The sequence below is a fragment of the Aurantimonas sp. A3-2-R12 genome (genome assembly GCF_036016755.1).
GTDB classification, from domain to species: Bacteria; Pseudomonadota; Alphaproteobacteria; order Rhizobiales; family Rhizobiaceae; genus Aurantimonas; species Aurantimonas coralicida_A.
In genome coordinates this window covers 90,608-108,148 of sequence record NZ_JAYXIH010000010.1, presented here as the reverse complement: position 1 = coordinate 108,148, position 17,541 = coordinate 90,608, and the positions used below count along the sequence as shown (strand labels likewise).

Below are 17,541 nucleotides of genomic sequence, written 5' to 3'. Positions count from 1 at the left end.
CGCCGCATCGCCACGCGTCTGGCTCAGCGCCAAATCCGACCAGCCCACGTCATTGCTTGGTCAACTTGGCGACGCGCCCACCAAGCCGCAGCTCGACAAGCGCATCTCAGATCCAAAGAGCAACTGTAATGCTAGGCATCTCGACCTTTCTCCCCTCACGGCCGCGCTCGAAGGAGCTGCCCGGAGCCATGCCGAGGCACGGCGACGCGAGGCACAGCGCGATCTCTCCCGCCTCGAACTCGCGATGCTGCTGCGCCGGTTCGGCCTGGAGCATCGGACGCGGTCGGATGCCGTGGCCAAGGACGACGCCGCCAGTATACCGGCAGTGGAAGCGGACACCTTGCGCGCTGGGGTTCGCGGAGAGCTCGGCCTGCTGGCGCGTCTCGCCCGACGCCGCGACCCCCGCTACGACATCAACCGGCACATTGCGGTCATGCGCCTTGCCCGGTGGCTGGAGGGCGGGCGATCCTGGCAACTGCGCGAGACGGCACCGGGCTCCGGCCGCTCGAAAAACCAGCGCTTTCGTCGCGTGGTCGCCCGACAGTCAAATGGCCGGCCGACGCGGTAATTCCGACGCCCAGCACGGTCTCGATCTACGACGAACGGCTTAGATGACTGCCGCCTGCATTTCTTGACAGGGCTCCCGTCGCTGCTTCACAACCACATCCAACCGCAAGGTCAGGTTATTGCTTCCGGCTCCGATGCCGGCTGGCCTGGTCGTTTGCGTTTGTATGGGAGGATTACCGAAATGCGTATGATGAAATTGCTGCTCGCCGGCTCCGTCGCGGCCGCCGCGCTTTTGCCGGCCGCCGTTGGCGCGCAGGAAATCTCGAACGATGTCGTCAAGATCGGCATCTTGAACGACCAGTCCGGCGTTTATGCCGATTTCGGCGGTCAGTCGTCGGTCGAGGCGGCAAAGATGGCGATCGAGGATTTCGGTGGCGAGGTTCTCGGCAAGCCGGTCGAACTCATCTCGGCCGACCATCAGAATAAGGCCGATATCGCCTCCAACATCGCCCGTGAGTGGTACGACGTCCAGAATGTCGACGCCATCATGGAGCTGACGACATCGTCCGTCGCCCTCGCGGTCCAGGGTCTGTCGCGCGAAAAGCAGAAGATCACCATCGTCACCGGCGCCGCGACCACGGAACTGACCGGCAAGCAGTGCAGCCCCTATGGCTTCCATTGGGTCTACGACACCCACGCTCTGGCCGTCGGTACCGGCGGCGCGCTGGTGAAGGCCGGCGGCGACAGCTGGTTCTTCCTGACCGCCGACTATGCCTTCGGCTATTCGCTGGAAGAGCAGACCGGCAATTTCGTCAAGGAAAACGGCGGTGAAGTCCTCGGCGCGGTTCGCCATCCGCTCGGCACGACCGACTTCTCCTCCTTCCTTCTGCAGGCGCAGAGTTCGGGCGCCAAGGTGATCGGCCTCGCCAATGCCGGCCTCGATACGGCCAGCGCGATCAAGGGCGCGGCTGAATTCGGCATCGTTCAGGCTGGCCAGAAGCTCGCCGGCCTGCTTTTCACCCTGGCTGAGGTCAACGGCCTCGGGCTCGAGGCGGCGCAAGGGCTGAACCTCACCGAAGGTTGGTATTGGGATCAGAGCGACGAGAACCGCGAATTTGCCGATCGCCTGATGAAGCGGACGGGTAGCCGGCCGAACATGATTCATGCCGGCACCTATTCGGCCGTCACCCAGTACCTCAAGGCCGTCGAAGCCGCCGGTACCGATGCCACCGACGCCGTGTCCGCCAAGCTGCACGAGATGCCGGTCGAAGACATCTTCGCCAAGTCCGGCAAGGTGCAGGAGAACGGCCGGATGGTCTATGACATGTTCCTCTTCGAGGTGAAGGCACCGGCCGATTCCAAGGGAGAGTGGGACTACTACAAGGAAATCTCCACGGTCCCCGGTAGCGATGCCTTCTTGTCGGTCGAAGACTCCGGCTGCGACGTCGCCAGCTTCAAAAACTGACGCATTCGGCGCGGCCGGCGAGGCAAGGCTTCGGCGCTTTGCTTCCCGACCGCGCTGGCTTGGGCGCCGCGACTGCCCAGATCTAAGTGAAATAGGCAAAGTTTGGGCTTGAAGTCCGGCGCGTCGACCGGTCCAATGGCACATGCGCATCGGCCGCCCCGGGGAGGTGGCGACCGGGCTTTTGTTCACTGGGAGGACCGATCCATGACGATCAAGCGACCCGTCGCCACTGCATTCGCCGCCAGCCTCGCTGCGGCTGTCGCCTGGCCGGCAACAGCCCAAGACGTCTCGGACGACGTCGTCAAGATCGGCATCCTCAACGATATGTCGGGCGTTTATGCCGACACGGCGGGCCAAGGCTCCGTGGCGGCGGCTGAGCTCGCCATCGAGGATTTCGGCGACACCGTTCTCGACAAGCCGATCGAGATCATTTCGGCCGATCACCAGAACAAGGCGGATGTTGGATCGAACATCGCCCGCGAATGGTATGACGTGCAGAACGTCGATGCCATCATGGACCTGACGACATCCTCGGTGGCGCTCGCCGTCCAGGGTCTGTCGCGCGAGAAGAAGAAGATCACTATCACCACCGGCGGCGGCTCCACCGAGATCACCGGCGGACAGTGTAGTCCCTACGGTTTTCACTGGGCATACAACACCCGCGCCCTGTCGCAAGGCACGGCCGGCTCCCTGGTCAGGGGCGGCGACAACACCTGGTTCTTCATCACCGCCGATTACACCTTCGGCGATTCCCTGCAGGGCGAGGCCACCAAGGTCATCGAGGCGAATGGCGGCAAGGTCCTCGGCGATATCCGCCATCCCTTGTCGACCACTGACTTCTCCTCCTTCATGCTGCAAGCGCAGAGTTCCGGTGCCAAGGTCATCGGACTCGCCAATGCCGGGCTCGACACGGCGAACGCGGTCAAGGCGGCGACGGAGTTCGGTCTCGTCCAGGCCGGGCAGAAGCTCGCCGCGCTTCTGATCACCCTGTCCGAGGTCCATGGACTTGGCGGCGAGGCGGCCCAGGGCCTCAACCTCACCGAAGGATGGTATTGGGACCAGAGTGAAGAGAACCGCGCCTTTGCCAAGCGCTACATGGACAAATTCGGCAGGATGCCGAACATGATCCATGTCGGCACCTACTCGGCCGTTCTGCAATATCTGAAGGCCGTCAAGGAAGCCGGCACCGACGAGACCGAGGCGGTGGCGAAGAAACTTCACGAGATGCCGGTCGAGGATCTGTTCGCCAAAAAGGGCAAGGTGCTCGGCAACGGCCGCATGGTCTACGACATGTACCTCTTCCAGGTGAAGACGCCGGATGAATCAACCGGCCCTTGGGATCTGTACAAGGAAATTGCGACCGTGCCGGGAGACGTCGCCTTTGGAACGGTCGAGGATAGCGGCTGCGACCTTGCGACCTTCGCCGCCAAATAGTTCGTCGACGGGGAGTCCGGCAACGCCGGCTCCCTCTCACCAGGGCCCCGACCCCCGACAGGAGATGAATGCGCCGATGAGCGTTTCCCCGCAGGAGGCGATTCTTTCCGCCCGCGGCCTCACCAAGGAGTTCTTCGGCTTCAAGGCCGTGAACGGCGTCGATCTCGACGTCCGCGAAAATACGATCCACGCCCTGATCGGCCCCAATGGCGCCGGCAAAACCACCGTCTTCAACCTGCTGACCAAGTTCCTGACCCCTACCGAAGGAAAAATCACCTTTCGCGGAAAGGATATCACGAGCCTCAAGCCCGCCGATGTCGCGCGGTTGGGGTTGGTGCGCTCGTTCCAGATCTCGGCAGTGTTCCCGCATCTGACCGTACTCGACAATGTCCGCGTCGCTTTGCAGCGCAAGGCGCATCTCGGCACCCAGTTCTGGCGCTCCAACAGCGCGCTCGACCAGCTCAACAACCGCGCCTACGAGTTGATCGCGGCCGTCGGCCTGGACGAATATGCCGAGCTCGACGCGGCGGAACTCCCCTATGGCCGCAAGCGCGCCCTTGAGCTCGCGACCACGCTTGCCCTCGACCCGCCGGTCCTTCTGTTCGACGAGCCGATGGCCGGCATGGGCGTCGAGGACATCGGCCGTATCTCCGACCTGATCCGGCGGATCGCCAAGGACCGCACGGTCTTGATGGTCGAGCACAATCTCAACGTCGTGGCCGACCTGTGCGATTACGTTACGGTGCTGGCGCGCGGCGAAATCCTCGCCGAGGGCGACTACGAGACGGTCAGTTCCGACCCGCGCGTGCGCGAAGCCTATATGGGAACCGAAGATGAGTGAGCCGTCCGGCGCTTCCCCCCTGCTCGAGGTCGAAAACCTCCACGGCTGGTACGGTGAAAGCCATGTCCTGCATGGTGTCTCTCTCGATCTCCACGAAGGCGAGACGATCACGCTGCTCGGCCGCAACGGCGCCGGCAAGACCACCACCCTGCGCGCCATCATGAATCTCCTGCCGAAGCGGGAAGGCGCGATCCGCATCGCCGGCCAGGACATGATGAAGGTCCCGGTTCACAAGACCGCCTATGCCGGCATAGGCTATGTCCCCGAGGAGCGCGGCATTTTCGCGACCTTGTCGGTCTCGGAAAACCTGATGCTGCCGCCGCGCGTCGCGGACGGCGGCATGAGTGTCGAAGAGATCTACGAACTCTTTCCCAATCTCGCCGAACGTCGCAATTCCCCCGGCACCAAGCTGTCCGGCGGCGAGCAGCAGATGCTGGCCATCGCCCGCATTCTTCGCACCGGGGTGAGGATCATTCTTCTCGACGAACCCACCGAGGGTCTGGCGCCGGTCATCATCCAGCGCATCGGCGACGTCTTGATGGAGCTGAAGAAGCAGGGCATGACGCTGCTTCTGGTCGAGCAGAATTTCCGTTTCGCCAGGAAGGTCGCCGACCGCTTCTTTCTGATGGAGGACGGGCATATCCTCGAGAGTTTCCCGACGTCGGAACTCGATTCAAAAATGGACCGGCTGCATGAAGTGGTGGGGGTATAACGCCAAATGACCATGATCTTCGGCATTCCCCTCCCGGCCCTGCTCGGCCAGTTGTTGATCGGCTTCATCAACGGCTCGTTCTACGCCCTCTTGAGCCTGGGGCTCGCGGTGATCTTCGGGCTGCTGCGGGTGATCAATTTCGCCCATGGCGCCCAGTACATGCTCGGCGCCTTCACCGCCTATCTGATGCTGTTCTACACCGGCCTCGGCTTCTGGCCGGCGTTGATCCTGGCGCCGCTGATCGTCGCGATGCTCTCGGCCATCATCGAGCGCACGATGCTGTCGCGCCTGTATGATCTCGACCATCTCTACGGCCTCCTCTTCACCTTCGGCCTCGCGCTGATCATCGAAGGCACCTTCCGCTATTATTTCGGCGCGGCGGGCCAGCCCTATGCAACGCCGGCGCTCCTGTCCGGCGGCACCAATCTCGGCTTCATGTTCCTGCCGAACTATCGCGGCTTCGTCGTCGTCGCCTCGCTGGTCATCTGCATCTCCACCTGGCTGTTGATCGAAAAGACCAAGCTTGGCGCCTACCTGAGGGCTGCGACGGAGAACCCCCAACTCGTCCAGGCGTTCGGCGTCAACGTCCCGCTGCTCTTGACGCTTACCTACGCCCTCGGGGCAGGCCTCGCCGGTCTGGCCGGTGTCCTCGCAGCGCCGGTCTACCAGGTCAGCCCGCTGATGGGCTCGAACCTGATCATCATCGTCTTCGCTGTCGTCGTCATCGGCGGCATGGGGTCGATCCTTGGGGCGATTGTTTCGGGTTATCTCCTCGGCATTCTCGAGGGCTTGACCAAGGTCTTCTATCCCGAGGCCTCGAACATCGTCGTCTTCGTCATCATGGCGATCGTGCTGATGGTCCGCCCCGCCGGGCTGTTCGGGAAGGAAGCCTGATATGACCACTCCGCAAGTCACCAGCGTCGAATCCGGCACGATCCGCGACGGCGAAGGCTCGGCCGAGGGGTCTCCCGCACGCCAGGCCGGACAGCGCGACCTGTCGACCGTCGGCCTGATCGTCGCGCTCATCGCGCTCGCCGGGCTGATTGCCGCGCCGTTCTTCGTCTATCCCGTCTTCCTCATGAGCGTTTTGTGCTTCGCGCTCTTCGCCACCGCCTTCAACCTGCTGCTTGGCTATGTCGGGCTTTTGTCCTTCGGCCACGCCGCCTTCTTCGGAGGCGCCGCCTATTTCACCGCCCATGCCGCCAAAGTCTGGGGCTGGGAACCGCTGTCGGCGATCCTGCTCGGCGCCGTCGGCGCCGGTGTGATCGGCCTCATCGTCGGCTTCCTCGCCATCCGCCGGCAGGGCATTTATTTCGCCATGGTGACGCTGGCGCTGTCGCAGATGATCTTCTTCATCTTCCTGCAGGCGCCCTTCACCCACGGCGAGGACGGCATCCAGGGCGTACCGCGCGGTCATCTCCTCGGACTGATCGACCTCAACGACCCGCTGAACATCTATTATTTCGTGCTGGCGATTTTCCTGGTCGGCTTCTTCGCGGTCTGGCGCATCGTCCACTCGCCCTTCGGCCACATCCTCAAGGCGATCCGCGAAAACGAGAACCGGGCGATCTCCCTCGGCTACCGGGTGGACCGCTACAAGCTCGGTGCCTTCGTCATGTCGGCGGCGATCGCTGGCTTGGCCGGGTCGACCAAGGCCATCGTCTTCCAGATCGCGACGCTCACCGACGTCGCCTGGCAGATGTCCGGCGAGGTTGTGCTGATGACGCTGCTCGGCGGCATGGGCACGATCTTCGGCCCGACCATCGGCGCGGCGCTCGTCGTCACCATGCAGAACTACTTCGCCACGTCCGATTTCCCGGTCACCGTCCTGATCGGCATCATCTTCGTGCTCTGCGTTCTCTTGTTCCGGCGCGGCATCATCGGCGAGGCGATCCGACTGCTGCGGCGATAGGAAAAAGCCGCGCCAGAGCGTTCGGCAAGGCGGGCCTATTCCACGAACACCTGGCTGCGCGCGGCAGCTCCCGCCGCGTCGACCACGGCGATATCGAGAAAGCCGGGCTCGCTCGCTCGCCAGTTCGACTGGCGCTCGAGCGCGTCGCGGACAACCGGGCGCCCATCCACATACCAGGTAAAGGGCGGCCGGCCGTTGCGCACCTTCAGGAACAGGTCGGCGCCCTCGCCTCGACCGAGTCCGATTTCGACCTTCGCCGCGTTGGGCGGAAACACGATCTCCGGCTGCAGCCCGGCTTGCGTCAATTCGGCCGCGCGTCCGACCCGGCGCATCGGCGGCGGCAATCCACCGCCGGCCGATGCGAGGATGCCCGGCGGCGGACCCGGCAGCCGGGTCACCGGTCCCAGCCGGGCGAAGACGTCACGCATCACCGGCGCGGCGCTGTCCTGGCCGACCAGCCCCGCCACCGGCGCCCCGTCCGGTCGCCCGAGCCACACCCCGACCACATGCTTCCCGTCATAGCCGACCGTCCAGGCGTCGCGGTAGCCGTAGGACGTGCCGGTCTTGTAGGCGACATCGCCGGGCGAGCCCTTGGTCGTCGTCGTCGCACCGGCGAGGATCGAGGTCACATACCAGGCCGCCTGCGGCGACAGGATACGCTTGCCCTGCCCGACCGCCGCGTCCTGATCGACATGCAGCGGCAGCGCCACACCGCCATTGGCGATGCCGCCATAAATCCGCACCAGATCCTCCAGCGTCAGCCCCAGCCCACCGAGCCCGATGGCCAGGCCCGGCAGCGAGCGATCGCCGAGTTCCGGCCGGGCGCCGGCCCGTTTCATGCGATGCAGCAGCCGGGCCGGGCCGACAGCGCTGAGCAGTTCGACCGCCGGCAGGTTGCGCGACAATTGCAGGGCCCGCCGCGCCGTGATGACCCCCTCGAAGACACGGTCGAAATTCTGCGGCGTATAGCCCGCGAAGCCGCCCGGCGAGTCGTCGACGAGGCTCTCGGGATGGGCCAGTCCGCGCTCGAAGGCGAGCCCGTAGATCAATGGCTTCAAGGTCGAGCCCGGCGAGCGGAGCGCCCGGGTCAGATCGACGTAGCCCTGCCGCTCGCGGTCGAAGAGATCGGGGGAGCCGACCTGCGCCAGCACCTCGCCCGTCGCCGCATCGGAGACGAGGATTGCAAGGCTGACCGGTTTTTTCAGCGTCTTCGCCTTGTCCCGCGCATAGGCTTCGAGCCGCTCCTGCACGCCCTTGTCGATGGTCAGTCGAATGCGCGGCCTCTCCGGCTCTTCCCCATGCAGACGCACCGCTGCGTGCGCGGCGAGCATCGGCAGGGCACGGCGTCCGGCCGGCATCGCCTCGCGCTCTGCCCTGGCCGTCTCCCTTGCGTCGAGAACCCCGAGCGTCTCCATCCGATTCAGCACACGGTCGCGAGCCGCTTTCGCGCGATCGGGATAACGATCCGGCCGGTAGCGCTCGGGCGATTGCGGCAGAGCCACTAGCAGAGCAGCTTCCGCTGCCGTCAGCCGTTTCGGTTCCTTGCCGAAGAAAGAAAGGCTCGCCGCCCGCACGCCCTCCAGATTGCCGCCATAGGGCGCGAGTTGCAGATAGAGCGACAGGATTTCCGCCTTGCTCAACGTCCGTTCCAGCGCGATCGCGACGAGCACCTGCTCGCCCTTGGCGGCGAGGCTTCCCGTCGGCAAACGGCCGAGCATCCGCGCGACCTGCATGGTCAGGGTGGAGCCACCCGAGACGATGTGGCGATGGATCAGCGTCTCCCACGCCGCCCGGAGGAAGGCACGCGGATCGACCCCGCCATGGTCGGCGAAGCGCTTGTCCTCCCAGGCGAGCAGCATCGCGAGATAGCGTGGGTCGACATCGTCGGCCCTGGCGTCCAGCCGCCACCGGCCGTCGTCGCTCGCAAACGCGCGCAGCAGGGCGCCGTTCCGATCGACCACCTCGACTCCGGTTCGCGGCGCCTCGAAGGCCGCGATACGCGCCGCGACCGCGCGTTCGAAGGCCGCGAGACCCCAGCCGATCACAACGATCGCGCATAGCAGCAGGATCACCCCCGTCTGCACCAGACGCCTTTGCCGCGACATCGTTCAGCCTCCGGGCAGCGCCGAGGCCATCACCGCAGCGGCCCGACGACGGAAACCCGGCCTTCCGCGGTCCGGCCGCGCCGGCTGGGATCGTACATGTTCTGCACCAGCGCGGCGGGGTGGACGAAGGTGCCCGGCGAGACGGCGCGCACGACATAGGCGAAGCGCTGGGTCGCGGTATCGCCGCCGCCCTGATCGACCGCCGCAAGGAAGCGGTCGGCGCGAAACTCGGTATGGGCCGCCTCGCCGGTCAGTTCCAGCCAGTCGAGCGCCGCCACATCGCCGCCCCGCAGGATCGCCGGATTGTCGATCTCGAAGCCGGCCGGCAGCGGGTCGTCGATCATCAGCCGCGCCGGACCACCGTCGATCGGCGTCATCTCGACGACCGCGACGAACCGCTCCCCCTGGCCGATTTCAGCGATATCCGCCGGTTCGCCGTCCAGCGTGTAGTAGCTGCGAGCGATGGCGTAGCCGTCGGCCGACGCGGGCGGCGCGATACGCGGCACGCCGCGCAGCGTGATGTCCGCCGCAACCGGCGTCGTGGCGCGGTTGGCGACATCCAGACCCGGCACCAAGTCCTCGGCGTCGAAGGACGCCGTATAAGGCCCGTCCACATCACGGCCGGAGACGGTCAGCTTCGGCGGATTGCTGGCCAGCAGCGCGTGCGCGGCCAGCAGCGACCAGGCGTCCTCCTGAGTGCTGGTGTAGCGCTGGTTCTGCCGCGCGGCGTTCACCTGTTGGACGAGGTCGTCGAAAGACAGTCCGTCGATGTCGGTCTCCAGCCCCAGCGTCAGGATCGCCGCGTCGTCCCTGAGCGGCGTCCCGTAATCCGTGCGACCGGAGTTCACCGCTTGCCACTGGAGCGCATCGGTGATCGCCGCGCGAAACACCCGCTCCGCTCGCACCCGGTCACCATAGAGTGCCAGCGCGGCCGCGATCTGCCCCTTGGCCAGCGGCGTCGGGAAATTCGACAGCTCGTTGTCCGAATAGTAGCGCAGGTCGCCGATTGCCGCCCGGCCGTTGCGCGCCAGCACGTAGGTGGCATAGGCGACCGGCCCCCAGTCGGGCGCGTCCGGCAGATAAGCCAGGCTGTTGCGCAGATTGTCGATCGCCTGCGCGAAGCCCTCCTCCGGTACCGTGTAGCCGGCCTCGCGCGCGCGGGTCAGGAAATCGGTGACATAGGCGTCGAGCCAGAGATCGCCGAAATCCGGCCGCCACAGGCCGAAGCCGCCGTTCGACGACTGGTTGGCAAGCACGCCGGTGATCGCGTCGTCGATGCGCTTTGTAATGTCTTCCGTGCCGCCGAAACCGGCAAGACCGGCGGCAAGGATGGTCCGGTCGAGATAGATCAGCGGCATCGCGCGGCTGGTGATCTGCTCGGTGCAGCCATAGGGGTAGAGGTCGAGCGCCCGCACCACCCCGGCCACGTCGAAGCGCGCCGCGCCGGTGACGCTGACGGTCGCGGCCGCGGTGCCAAGAACGAAATCGTCGAAGAGATTTGCGTCGAGATCGAGCCGGCCGCCATTGGCCGCCAGCGTCACGGTGCTCTTGTCGATGGTCTCCGGTGCGATCGAGCGAACCGGTAGCGCAAAGCTTTTCGACAGGATCTCGCCACCCGGCAGGGTGAGAACGAGGTCGAAGCTGGCGTCGCCCACGGCCTCGGCCGTGACCGGAACCAAAATCCGCTCCCGTGCGCCCTTGGCCAGGTCGAAGCGTTTGGTCGCCTCTTCGCCGAGGGAGACGATGCCGTCTCCACCGGACAGAACCAGCGTCACCTCCCCGATCGCCCCTTCCACATGCGTCACGTTGATCGCGATGCGGGAGGTATCGCCCGGTGCGAGGAAGCGCGGCTGGCTGCCCGCCAGGACGACCGGGTCGCGCACGACCATCTCGGCATTCGCCTCGCCGACGCCGGTCTTCGTCCAGGCCAGCGCCATCAGCTTCAGCGTACCGTTGAAATCGGGAACGTCGAGCGTGATCGTCGCCTTGCCGTCGTCTTTGACGGTCACGAGGCCAGAGAACAGCGCCACCAGATCCTCCATCGGCGGCGGGCTCTGATAGCTCGCGCCCGCGTCGCCGCCTGAGCGCACCGTGCCCGGCGCGCCCTGCATGCGGTCGATCAGCTTGGAGTAGAGATCGCGGATTTCGACCCCGAGCCGGCGCTTGCCGAAATAGTAGTCCGACAGCGACGGCGGCTCGAAACCGGTGATGTTGAGGATGCCGACATCGACCGCGGCCAGCGTCACATAGGCCGTCTCGCCCGGCTCGACGCCGTCGACCGCAACCGAAACGTCAACGCTCTGCCGCGGCGTGATCTTGTCCGGCGCCGCCAGCGAGACCGTTAGGGCGCGGTCGCCCGGATCGACGCTGGCATGGGCAAGGCCGATCGCCCGGCCGGGCATCCGCTTGGCGTCGATATCCATCGGCCGGTAGACGATGGCGGCGATATAGGCGCCTGGCCCCCATTCACGGGTGACTTCGAGCGTCACCTCGCCGCCATCGGCGCCGATTTCAGCGGTCTTGGTGGCGATGACGCGCTCGTCCATCACCAGCACTTCAGCCGTTCCGGCAAAGCGCGGTTCGATATGGACGATCGCCGTGTCGCCGACGCGATAGCGCGGCTTGTCGAGCGAGACCTTGGCCATGTCGGGCGTGTCGAGCGACGACGCGGCGACGTACCAGCCGGCCTCGAAGCCGACACTCGCCGGCACCGCCGCCCCGGCAGGATCGCGGACGACGAACTCGTATTCGCCCCACTCGACGGGCAGCGACAGGGCTGCCGGCTCGTCCTCGCCGATGTCGATCGTACCGCTGGCGATCCGCGCGGACGTGCGCACCGGCTCGTAGTTCCAGCTGCCGTTGCTCGCATACCATTGGAAGCGCGTCGTGACCTTGTTGAGCACCCACTCAGCGCCGGCAAGCGGCGTCCGCGCCCGGTCCGCGTCGATCGCGATCAGGTCGAATCCCGCATCGCTTCCCTCGCCGACCGACCCGTCGAAGCGCGGCTTGATGCCAAGACGCGGCTGCGCCCCAGCCAGCGGCAGGGTCAGCGTCCGCTCGACGGGGCGGCCGCTGGTGTCGACGACGCGAACCTGCAGCGAGGCCTCGAGTGGTTTCGTGGTCACCGGCGGCGCAAAGGGGGCGAGCGCTATCGTGGCATTTCCCTCGGCGTCTGTCGTGGCACCGTCGAAGGGCTGGCGCATGGCCGTCGTGTCATCCTCGGCGAGGCCGAAACGATAGCCATCGAATCCCGAGATGCTCTCGTCGGCACTCAGCACGGCCTCGCCATTGACCTCCAATTCGCCTGCCGGCGCGCCGAACAGATAGCGCGCCGCGACGTCGATCGCCGGCGGCGCGGCAGGGTCGAAAATATCGGCGGACGCGGTCAGCGCGAAATCGATCTTCTCCGGTTCGAAATCCTCGACGATGAGGCTTTCTTCCGCGAGCGCCGGCTGCTTGGGATCGGTGTGCAGCGCCACCTTCCAGATCCCGCGCATGGCGTTGGCGGGCAGGTCGAGCCCGAAGGCGAACCCGCCGGCGCCTTCGTCGGTGACCTGCCGGCGACGGTATTCGACGCCATCCGGGCGGGTGACGATTTCCGTGAACGTCAGCCCCGTGACGGCCTCGCCTTTGGCGTCACGCACCAGTCCGGTAAAGAATGCGGTCTCGCCGGTCCGGTAGATGCCGCGCTCGGATGTCAGGAACACATCGAGCGGACCGGCAGGCGGCCGGCCGTCGACGCCTCGGTCTGTCAGATCGAAAGGCGACTGGGTGAGATCGAGAAAGACGAAGTCGGAACTGCCGTTTTCCGCGGTCAGCACCGCCGGTCGGTCGCCGCCGGTACCGCGCAACAGCCCCGCCGGCAGCCGCGCATGGCCGGCCGCATCGGTTTTGGCGGAGCGGAGAATCTGATTGTTCGCGGCGACGAGTTCGAGTTCGACGCCGTCGATCGGTTCGGCGCTTCCGAGCGAGCGGGCGAAGACGTGAAAACCGTCAGCCGCGGCGAAGCTGGTCAGCCCGATGTCACTGACCACGAACCATTGGGTGGCGAAACTGTCCTGATATTGCGGACCGTTCTTCGCCTTGGCGGACAAGATGTAGACGCCCGGCTTGATATCGGGCGCTATCGCCGACACCGGGATCGCCGTCGTCACTTCCTGGTTCGTCTCGCGGGCAACAGTCACGGTTCCCGTCCAGACATCCTTGCCGCTGCTGCTGGCGACCTCATCGATCTGCCAGTCGGAGAGCTGGCGCAGGAAGCGTTCGTCGCTGATCGCCCGCGACAAGGCGCGGTCGCCGATCCGCTGCAACCGCGCCTCGATTTCGTCGGTATTGATCGTCGTCACCGGGATCGTGGCCTCGCCGCCCGCCGGCAAGACATAGGCAGTGGTGGCAAAGCGCACGGACGGATCGCGATCACGCACATAGACGATGGTCTCGACCGATTTCGTCAGCGTCTCGCCGTCGGCAGAAGTGATCCCTGGACGGGCCACGATCCGGTAGCGTTCGCCGTGCTTGACCCCGTCGACGCAGATCTGCGAGCCGCTCGCCGACACCGGCAGCGTTTCGCCGTTCTCCACGCGCACATAATCGCCGACATTCTCCGAGCTCGTCAGCGCGGTCGACAGGGCGTCCGAGAAATTCAGGCAGATCCGTGGGTTCGCGGCATTGTTGTCGACGGCATTGTCGACGATCCGGAAGCCATGCTCCGCCACGACGGCATCGAGACGGGTACGGGCAACCCTTGTTTCCGCGGCATCGAGGCTCCGCCGGTAGGTCTTGATGGCAAGCTTCCAGTTCTCCGCCGCCTGATAGGCTTGACCGAGCGCTCGCAGCGCCTCGGCCCGCTCGTCGTCGCCGGGCGCCGTCAAATAGGCGTTGATCGCGCCGAACTCGCGCAGCCGGTCATTGGTTGGCCGGTCGCCATATTGTTCGGGATTATAGGCCAGCGCCGCTTCGGCAATTCCCAGCCAGGCGCGGTAGGCCAGCGGTTCGCGCTTCAGCGCCTCACTCCAGATGCGGATGGCTTCCGGATAGGTCAGCGCCGCCGCGGCGTTTCTGGCAAGTTCGTCGACCGTCAGATCGTCATACGCCGCATCGCGCTCCTCGTCGGCGAGTTCGAAGCGCAGACGCTTGGCTTCGTCGATGGCCGACTGCGGCAGAAAGTTCAGTTCCGCCGCTCGCTGCTCGAGGCTGTTCTCATCGGCTGCGGTCGCCACGACGATCTTGCCGGAGACGGCGCCCGCGACGGTCCTGAGTTCCCCGATCTCCTCCTTCAGGAAGCACCACTGGCTCTTGGTATTGAGCGTGAACGCCTTGCAGCGATCGTCGTCCACACAGGCGGCCGTGCAACGGTCGAGATCGACATCCTTCAGTATGTCGTAGTCGCGGCCGAAATAATCGGCGCCTTCGGTCGTGATGACGCGCCGCTCGCCCGCATCTTGCGCATAAGACGAGGGCGCGATGAGGATCGCAAAACCGATCGCGATCCCCGCTAGGACTGTTGGAAGATTGCCGACGCGAACCATGGGATTCTCCCTGTCAACATCGTTCAAGCCTACGACGAAGCAAGGGCGTCCGCCAGCGTATTCGGCGCGCACCGCAGAACGACCTGCCGGCTTTGCCCCTCAACCAAACAAATCGCATTTTAACGACCTGCGACTTTACGTCACCCCTCGCGCGTCATTACCGCTTTATTCAGAAACGCACCGCCATAACCCTATGGGAATCGAGGCGCCCATGCATAGCTCACTCACCAGGAAGATCACCCACGTGCTGATCGGCACGATGATCGTGGCCGCGTCCATCGTCGTCGCCGCCATCGTCTGGATGTCCGTCGAGCACGACAGGCAAGCCGCGGCGAGCTCGAGGACCATGGTCGAAGGGGGTGTCGCCGGCATTGGCGAGACACTCGACACGATAGCCATCGACTATGCCTGGTGGCAGGACGCTTGGGACAACGTGCGCGCCATGAACGACGATTGGGTTCAGTCGAACATGGGTGCGGGTGTCACCGAATCGAGCACGATGGATCTTCTGTTGATCGTCCAGCCTGACAAGACGATCAGATATGGCTGGGACACCAATTCCGGCGACACTCCGGATCCCACGGTGCTGCCGCGCGACGTGATCGAGCAGATGGTCGAGAAGATCGACCTGATCCCCATTGATGACGTCACACCCGTCAATATGACGACACGAGTTGGCGATTCCGTTTACGTGCTGTCGGCGGCAAGGATTTCGCCCGAGGAGTTGAGCGGGATCGCGACGAGTGCGTTTCCCATTGGAATCTTCGGGTTCGTCTTGAGCGACGAGCGCATTGCGGAACTGGGAAGAAAGTTCCTGATCGCGGACCTGACCCTTGCGCCGTATCGCACCTCGCAAAAGGCAACCAATGTCTTGCGGGCCGATAACGGCACGCCGTTGGCTCAGCTCGAATGGACTCCGTATCAACCTGGCGATCGGCTCCTCCAACAAGCCGCAATTCCCGTCGCCGCCGCTCTTGCCCTCTTCGCCTTGGCCGGCTGGGCTGCAGCGAGAAGCGCTCGCCGGTCGGCCAACGCTCTTGCTGACAAGGAAGAAGAGGCGTCGAGAGCCGCCCGCCACGACGTGCTGACCGGCCTGCCCAATCGGTTGCTGTTCAGCGAGAAGCTCAACGACCCATTGATTGGAGAAACCTGCGCGAGGGGCGAATGCGCGGCTCTTTTCATCGATCTGGACGGCTTCAAGAACGTCAACGACACCATCGGGCATGCCGGAGGCGACGACCTGATCAAGGCGTTCGCGAACAAACTTCAGGCAGTGCTCCCACCGGACTCCTTCGCCGCGCGTGTCGGTGGTGACGAGTTCAATATTTTGATCGCCTCGCCCGAACCGCGGCAAGCCGCCGAGGACCTCGCCGCCGCGATCATTCATGCGCTGAAAACGGACTTTCAGGTCAACGGAAAATCATTCCGGATTTCGGCGTCGATCGGTTACGCCGTTTCCCGCGACGGCAGCGCATCGCCGGCCGAGATCGTCCGACACGCCGACGTCGCGATGTATGAAGCGAAACGTCGGCAATCGGGCGAACCAGTCCTGTACACGCCGGATTATGAGTCCGACCTCTACAAGAACCACAAGATCGAAGAAGCCCTGCGCCATGCCCTAAGCGCCGGCGAACTGGAGGTCCATTATCAGCCGATCGTAGCGGCCGGCACCGCCGAAATGAAAGCGGTCGAGGCCCTTGCCCGCTGGAATTCCTCGGATTTCGGCGCTGTATCGCCGGCGATCTTCATTCCGATCGCCGAGCAAACCGGGCTGATCGTCGAACTCAGCCAATTCATCTTCCGCCGGGTTTTTGCGGACCTCGCTGCGATTCCGGATTTGCGGGTCAGCGTCAACGTGTCGCCGGTGCAATTACGCGATCCGATGTTCGTCGACACTCTTGTCGCCATGACGAGCGACGCAAAAATCCCGCTCGAACGCATTTGTCTCGAATTGACCGAAGGAATTCTGGTCACGCATCCCGAACTCGCGCGACAGAAACTCCTGGCGCTGAAGAAGGCTGGCTTTACCGTGGCCCTCGACGATTTCGGCACCGGCTTTTCGTCGATCGGATATCTCCGTCAACTGCCCATCGACACGTTGAAGATCGATCGCAGCTTCATTTCCGAAATGACACGAAGTCCGCAGGCCGCAAGCCTCGTTCACTCCATCATCGCGCTGGGAAAGGCGTTGGATCTCAGCGTGGTGGCAGAGGGTGTCGAAACAGCCGACGAGCATCAGCTGTTGCGCCTGACGGGCTGCGATTACTTGCAGGGCTACGCCTTTGGCAAGCCGATGCCGATCGGCGAATTGCGGGATCGCTACAAGCTTGGCGCACAGCCGACGCGCCAAACCGCTTAGCTCGAGAACGATAGCAAGCTTTACGCCGCAAGCGCCCCGATAAGCCGCCGCGCTTCCTCGATCTCGTCCATGTTGATCGCGTGTCCGGGCTCCGGATAGAGCTTTGCCGTGACCTTGGCGCCCCGGCTGCGCAGATGCTCCGCCGTCTCCCTGACGCGCGTCGCGGGAATGAACGGGTCGCGCTCGCTGCACCCCATGAACACCGGCAGCCCGGCGAGATCGCCCGAATCCACCCGCTCCGCCACCGACGGGCCGATCAGCCCGCCGCTGAAGCCGAGGACACCCGCCACGCGCCCGGGATTGCGCGCGGCAAATTCCAGCGCCAGGCAGGCGCCCTGCGAAAACCCCGCCAGAACCACGCGCTCACTGTCGAAGCCGGCCTCGGCGAGTGCGTCGAGGATCGTATCAACCCTCTCGAGCGCGGCCGATAGAAACGGCTCGTTCGCCGCGATCGGCTCCATGAACGGCCGTGGATACCAGGCGCCGCCGTCGGCCTGCGGCGCGAGTGCGGCGAGACCCGGCAGGGCAATCGCCTCGCCAAGACTGAGGATGTCCTCGGCGGTCGCGCCGCGCCCATGCAGGCACAGCATGGCGCGCGTCGCTTCGGCGAGGGACGCGCCGGTATGTTTAAGCCCGTGTTCGGCGAGAAGCGCCGTTCCGTCCCGCTCTGTCATGATT

At 64.9% G+C, this 17,541-nt stretch carries 11 protein-coding genes; 8 read left to right on the top strand and 3 right to left on the bottom strand.

Annotation, left to right across the window (positions count from 1 at the left end; all coding sequences use genetic code 11):
- The 7 genes from VSX60_RS07695 to VSX60_RS07665 form a co-directional block, all read left to right on the top strand.
- The coding region (locus VSX60_RS07695; protein WP_327623566.1) for a hypothetical protein at positions 1 to 568 on the top strand (568 nt) is incomplete at its 5' end.
- A gap of 180 nt (positions 569 to 748) precedes the next feature.
- Positions 749 to 1,972 carry an ABC transporter substrate-binding protein gene (locus tag VSX60_RS07690; protein WP_442873066.1) on the top strand — a complete coding sequence of 408 codons (1,224 nt, stop codon included), beginning with the start codon at positions 749 to 751 and terminating at the stop codon, positions 1,970 to 1,972.
- Positions 1,973 to 2,176: 204 nt separating this feature from the next.
- Positions 2,177 to 3,406 (top strand): ABC transporter substrate-binding protein, encoded by a 1,230-nt coding sequence (locus VSX60_RS07685; protein WP_327623564.1) that lies wholly within the window; start codon positions 2,177 to 2,179, stop codon positions 3,404 to 3,406.
- 64 nt (positions 3,407 to 3,470) lie between these two features.
- Positions 3,471 to 4,247 carry an ABC transporter ATP-binding protein gene (locus tag VSX60_RS07680; RefSeq protein ID WP_442873065.1) on the top strand — a complete coding sequence of 259 codons (777 nt, stop codon included), beginning with the start codon at positions 3,471 to 3,473 and terminating at the stop codon, positions 4,245 to 4,247.
- Positions 4,240 to 4,959, top strand: coding sequence for an ABC transporter ATP-binding protein (locus VSX60_RS07675; RefSeq protein ID WP_327623562.1), 720 nt, complete (start codon positions 4,240 to 4,242; stop codon positions 4,957 to 4,959). The genes VSX60_RS07680 and VSX60_RS07675 overlap by 8 nt, the downstream gene beginning before the upstream one ends.
- A gap of 6 nt (positions 4,960 to 4,965) precedes the next feature.
- Entirely contained in the window at positions 4,966 to 5,853 is an 888-nt protein-coding gene (locus tag VSX60_RS07670; RefSeq protein ID WP_327623561.1) for a branched-chain amino acid ABC transporter permease, read from the top strand.
- A 1-nt stretch (position 5,854) separates the two neighbouring features.
- Complete coding sequence (locus VSX60_RS07665) at positions 5,855 to 6,871, top strand: branched-chain amino acid ABC transporter permease (RefSeq protein WP_327623560.1); 1,017 nt, start codon at positions 5,855 to 5,857, stop codon at positions 6,869 to 6,871.
- Positions 6,872 to 6,906: 35 nt separating this feature from the next.
- On the opposite strand, the gene pbpC is transcribed toward VSX60_RS07665, so the two are convergent.
- Together pbpC and VSX60_RS07655 are read right to left on the bottom strand one after the other, a co-directional pair.
- A complete protein-coding gene (pbpC, locus tag VSX60_RS07660; RefSeq protein ID WP_327623559.1) occupies positions 6,907 to 8,976 on the bottom strand; it encodes a penicillin-binding protein 1C in 2,070 nt (689 codons plus the stop codon).
- Positions 8,977 to 9,005: 29 nt separating this feature from the next.
- Entirely contained in the window at positions 9,006 to 14,504 is a 5,499-nt protein-coding gene (locus tag VSX60_RS07655; RefSeq protein ID WP_327623558.1) for an MG2 domain-containing protein, read from the bottom strand.
- Between VSX60_RS07655 and VSX60_RS07650 the strand changes: the two genes are divergently transcribed.
- Positions 14,503 to 16,863: a putative bifunctional diguanylate cyclase/phosphodiesterase gene (locus VSX60_RS07650; RefSeq protein ID WP_327623557.1), complete on the top strand. Its 2,361-nt coding sequence runs from the start codon at positions 14,503 to 14,505 to the stop codon at positions 16,861 to 16,863. The two genes, VSX60_RS07655 and VSX60_RS07650, sit on opposite strands and share 2 nt — an antisense overlap.
- A gap of 20 nt (positions 16,864 to 16,883) precedes the next feature.
- On the opposite strand, the gene VSX60_RS07645 is transcribed toward VSX60_RS07650, so the two are convergent.
- Positions 16,884 to 17,537, bottom strand: coding sequence for an alpha/beta hydrolase (locus tag VSX60_RS07645; protein ID WP_327623556.1), 654 nt, complete (start codon positions 17,535 to 17,537; stop codon positions 16,884 to 16,886).
- Positions 17,538 to 17,541 lie beyond the last annotated feature (4 nt).

Bases quoted from the DNA above. Each gene is read 5' to 3' on its own strand.
- VSX60_RS07690 (WP_442873066.1), top strand. From the start codon at position 749: ATGCGTATGATGAAATTGCTGCTCGCCGGCTCCGTCGCGGCCGCCGCG.
- VSX60_RS07680 (WP_442873065.1), top strand. From the start codon at position 3,471: ATGAATGCGCCGATGAGCGTTTCCCCGCAGGAGGCGATTCTTTCCGCC.
- VSX60_RS07655 (WP_327623558.1), bottom strand. From the start codon at position 14,504: ATGGTTCGCGTCGGCAATCTTCCAACAGTCCTAGCGGGGATCGCGATC.
- VSX60_RS07670 (WP_327623561.1), top strand. From the start codon at position 4,966: ATGACCATGATCTTCGGCATTCCCCTCCCGGCCCTGCTCGGCCAGTTG.
- VSX60_RS07665 (WP_327623560.1), top strand. From the start codon at position 5,855: ATGACCACTCCGCAAGTCACCAGCGTCGAATCCGGCACGATCCGCGAC.
- VSX60_RS07675 (WP_327623562.1), top strand. From the start codon at position 4,240: ATGAGTGAGCCGTCCGGCGCTTCCCCCCTGCTCGAGGTCGAAAACCTC.
- VSX60_RS07650 (WP_327623557.1), top strand. From the start codon at position 14,503: ATGGGATTCTCCCTGTCAACATCGTTCAAGCCTACGACGAAGCAAGGG.
- VSX60_RS07685 (WP_327623564.1), top strand. From the start codon at position 2,177: ATGACGATCAAGCGACCCGTCGCCACTGCATTCGCCGCCAGCCTCGCT.
- VSX60_RS07645 (WP_327623556.1), bottom strand. From the start codon at position 17,537: ATGACAGAGCGGGACGGAACGGCGCTTCTCGCCGAACACGGGCTTAAA.
- pbpC (WP_327623559.1), bottom strand. From the start codon at position 8,976: ATGTCGCGGCAAAGGCGTCTGGTGCAGACGGGGGTGATCCTGCTGCTA.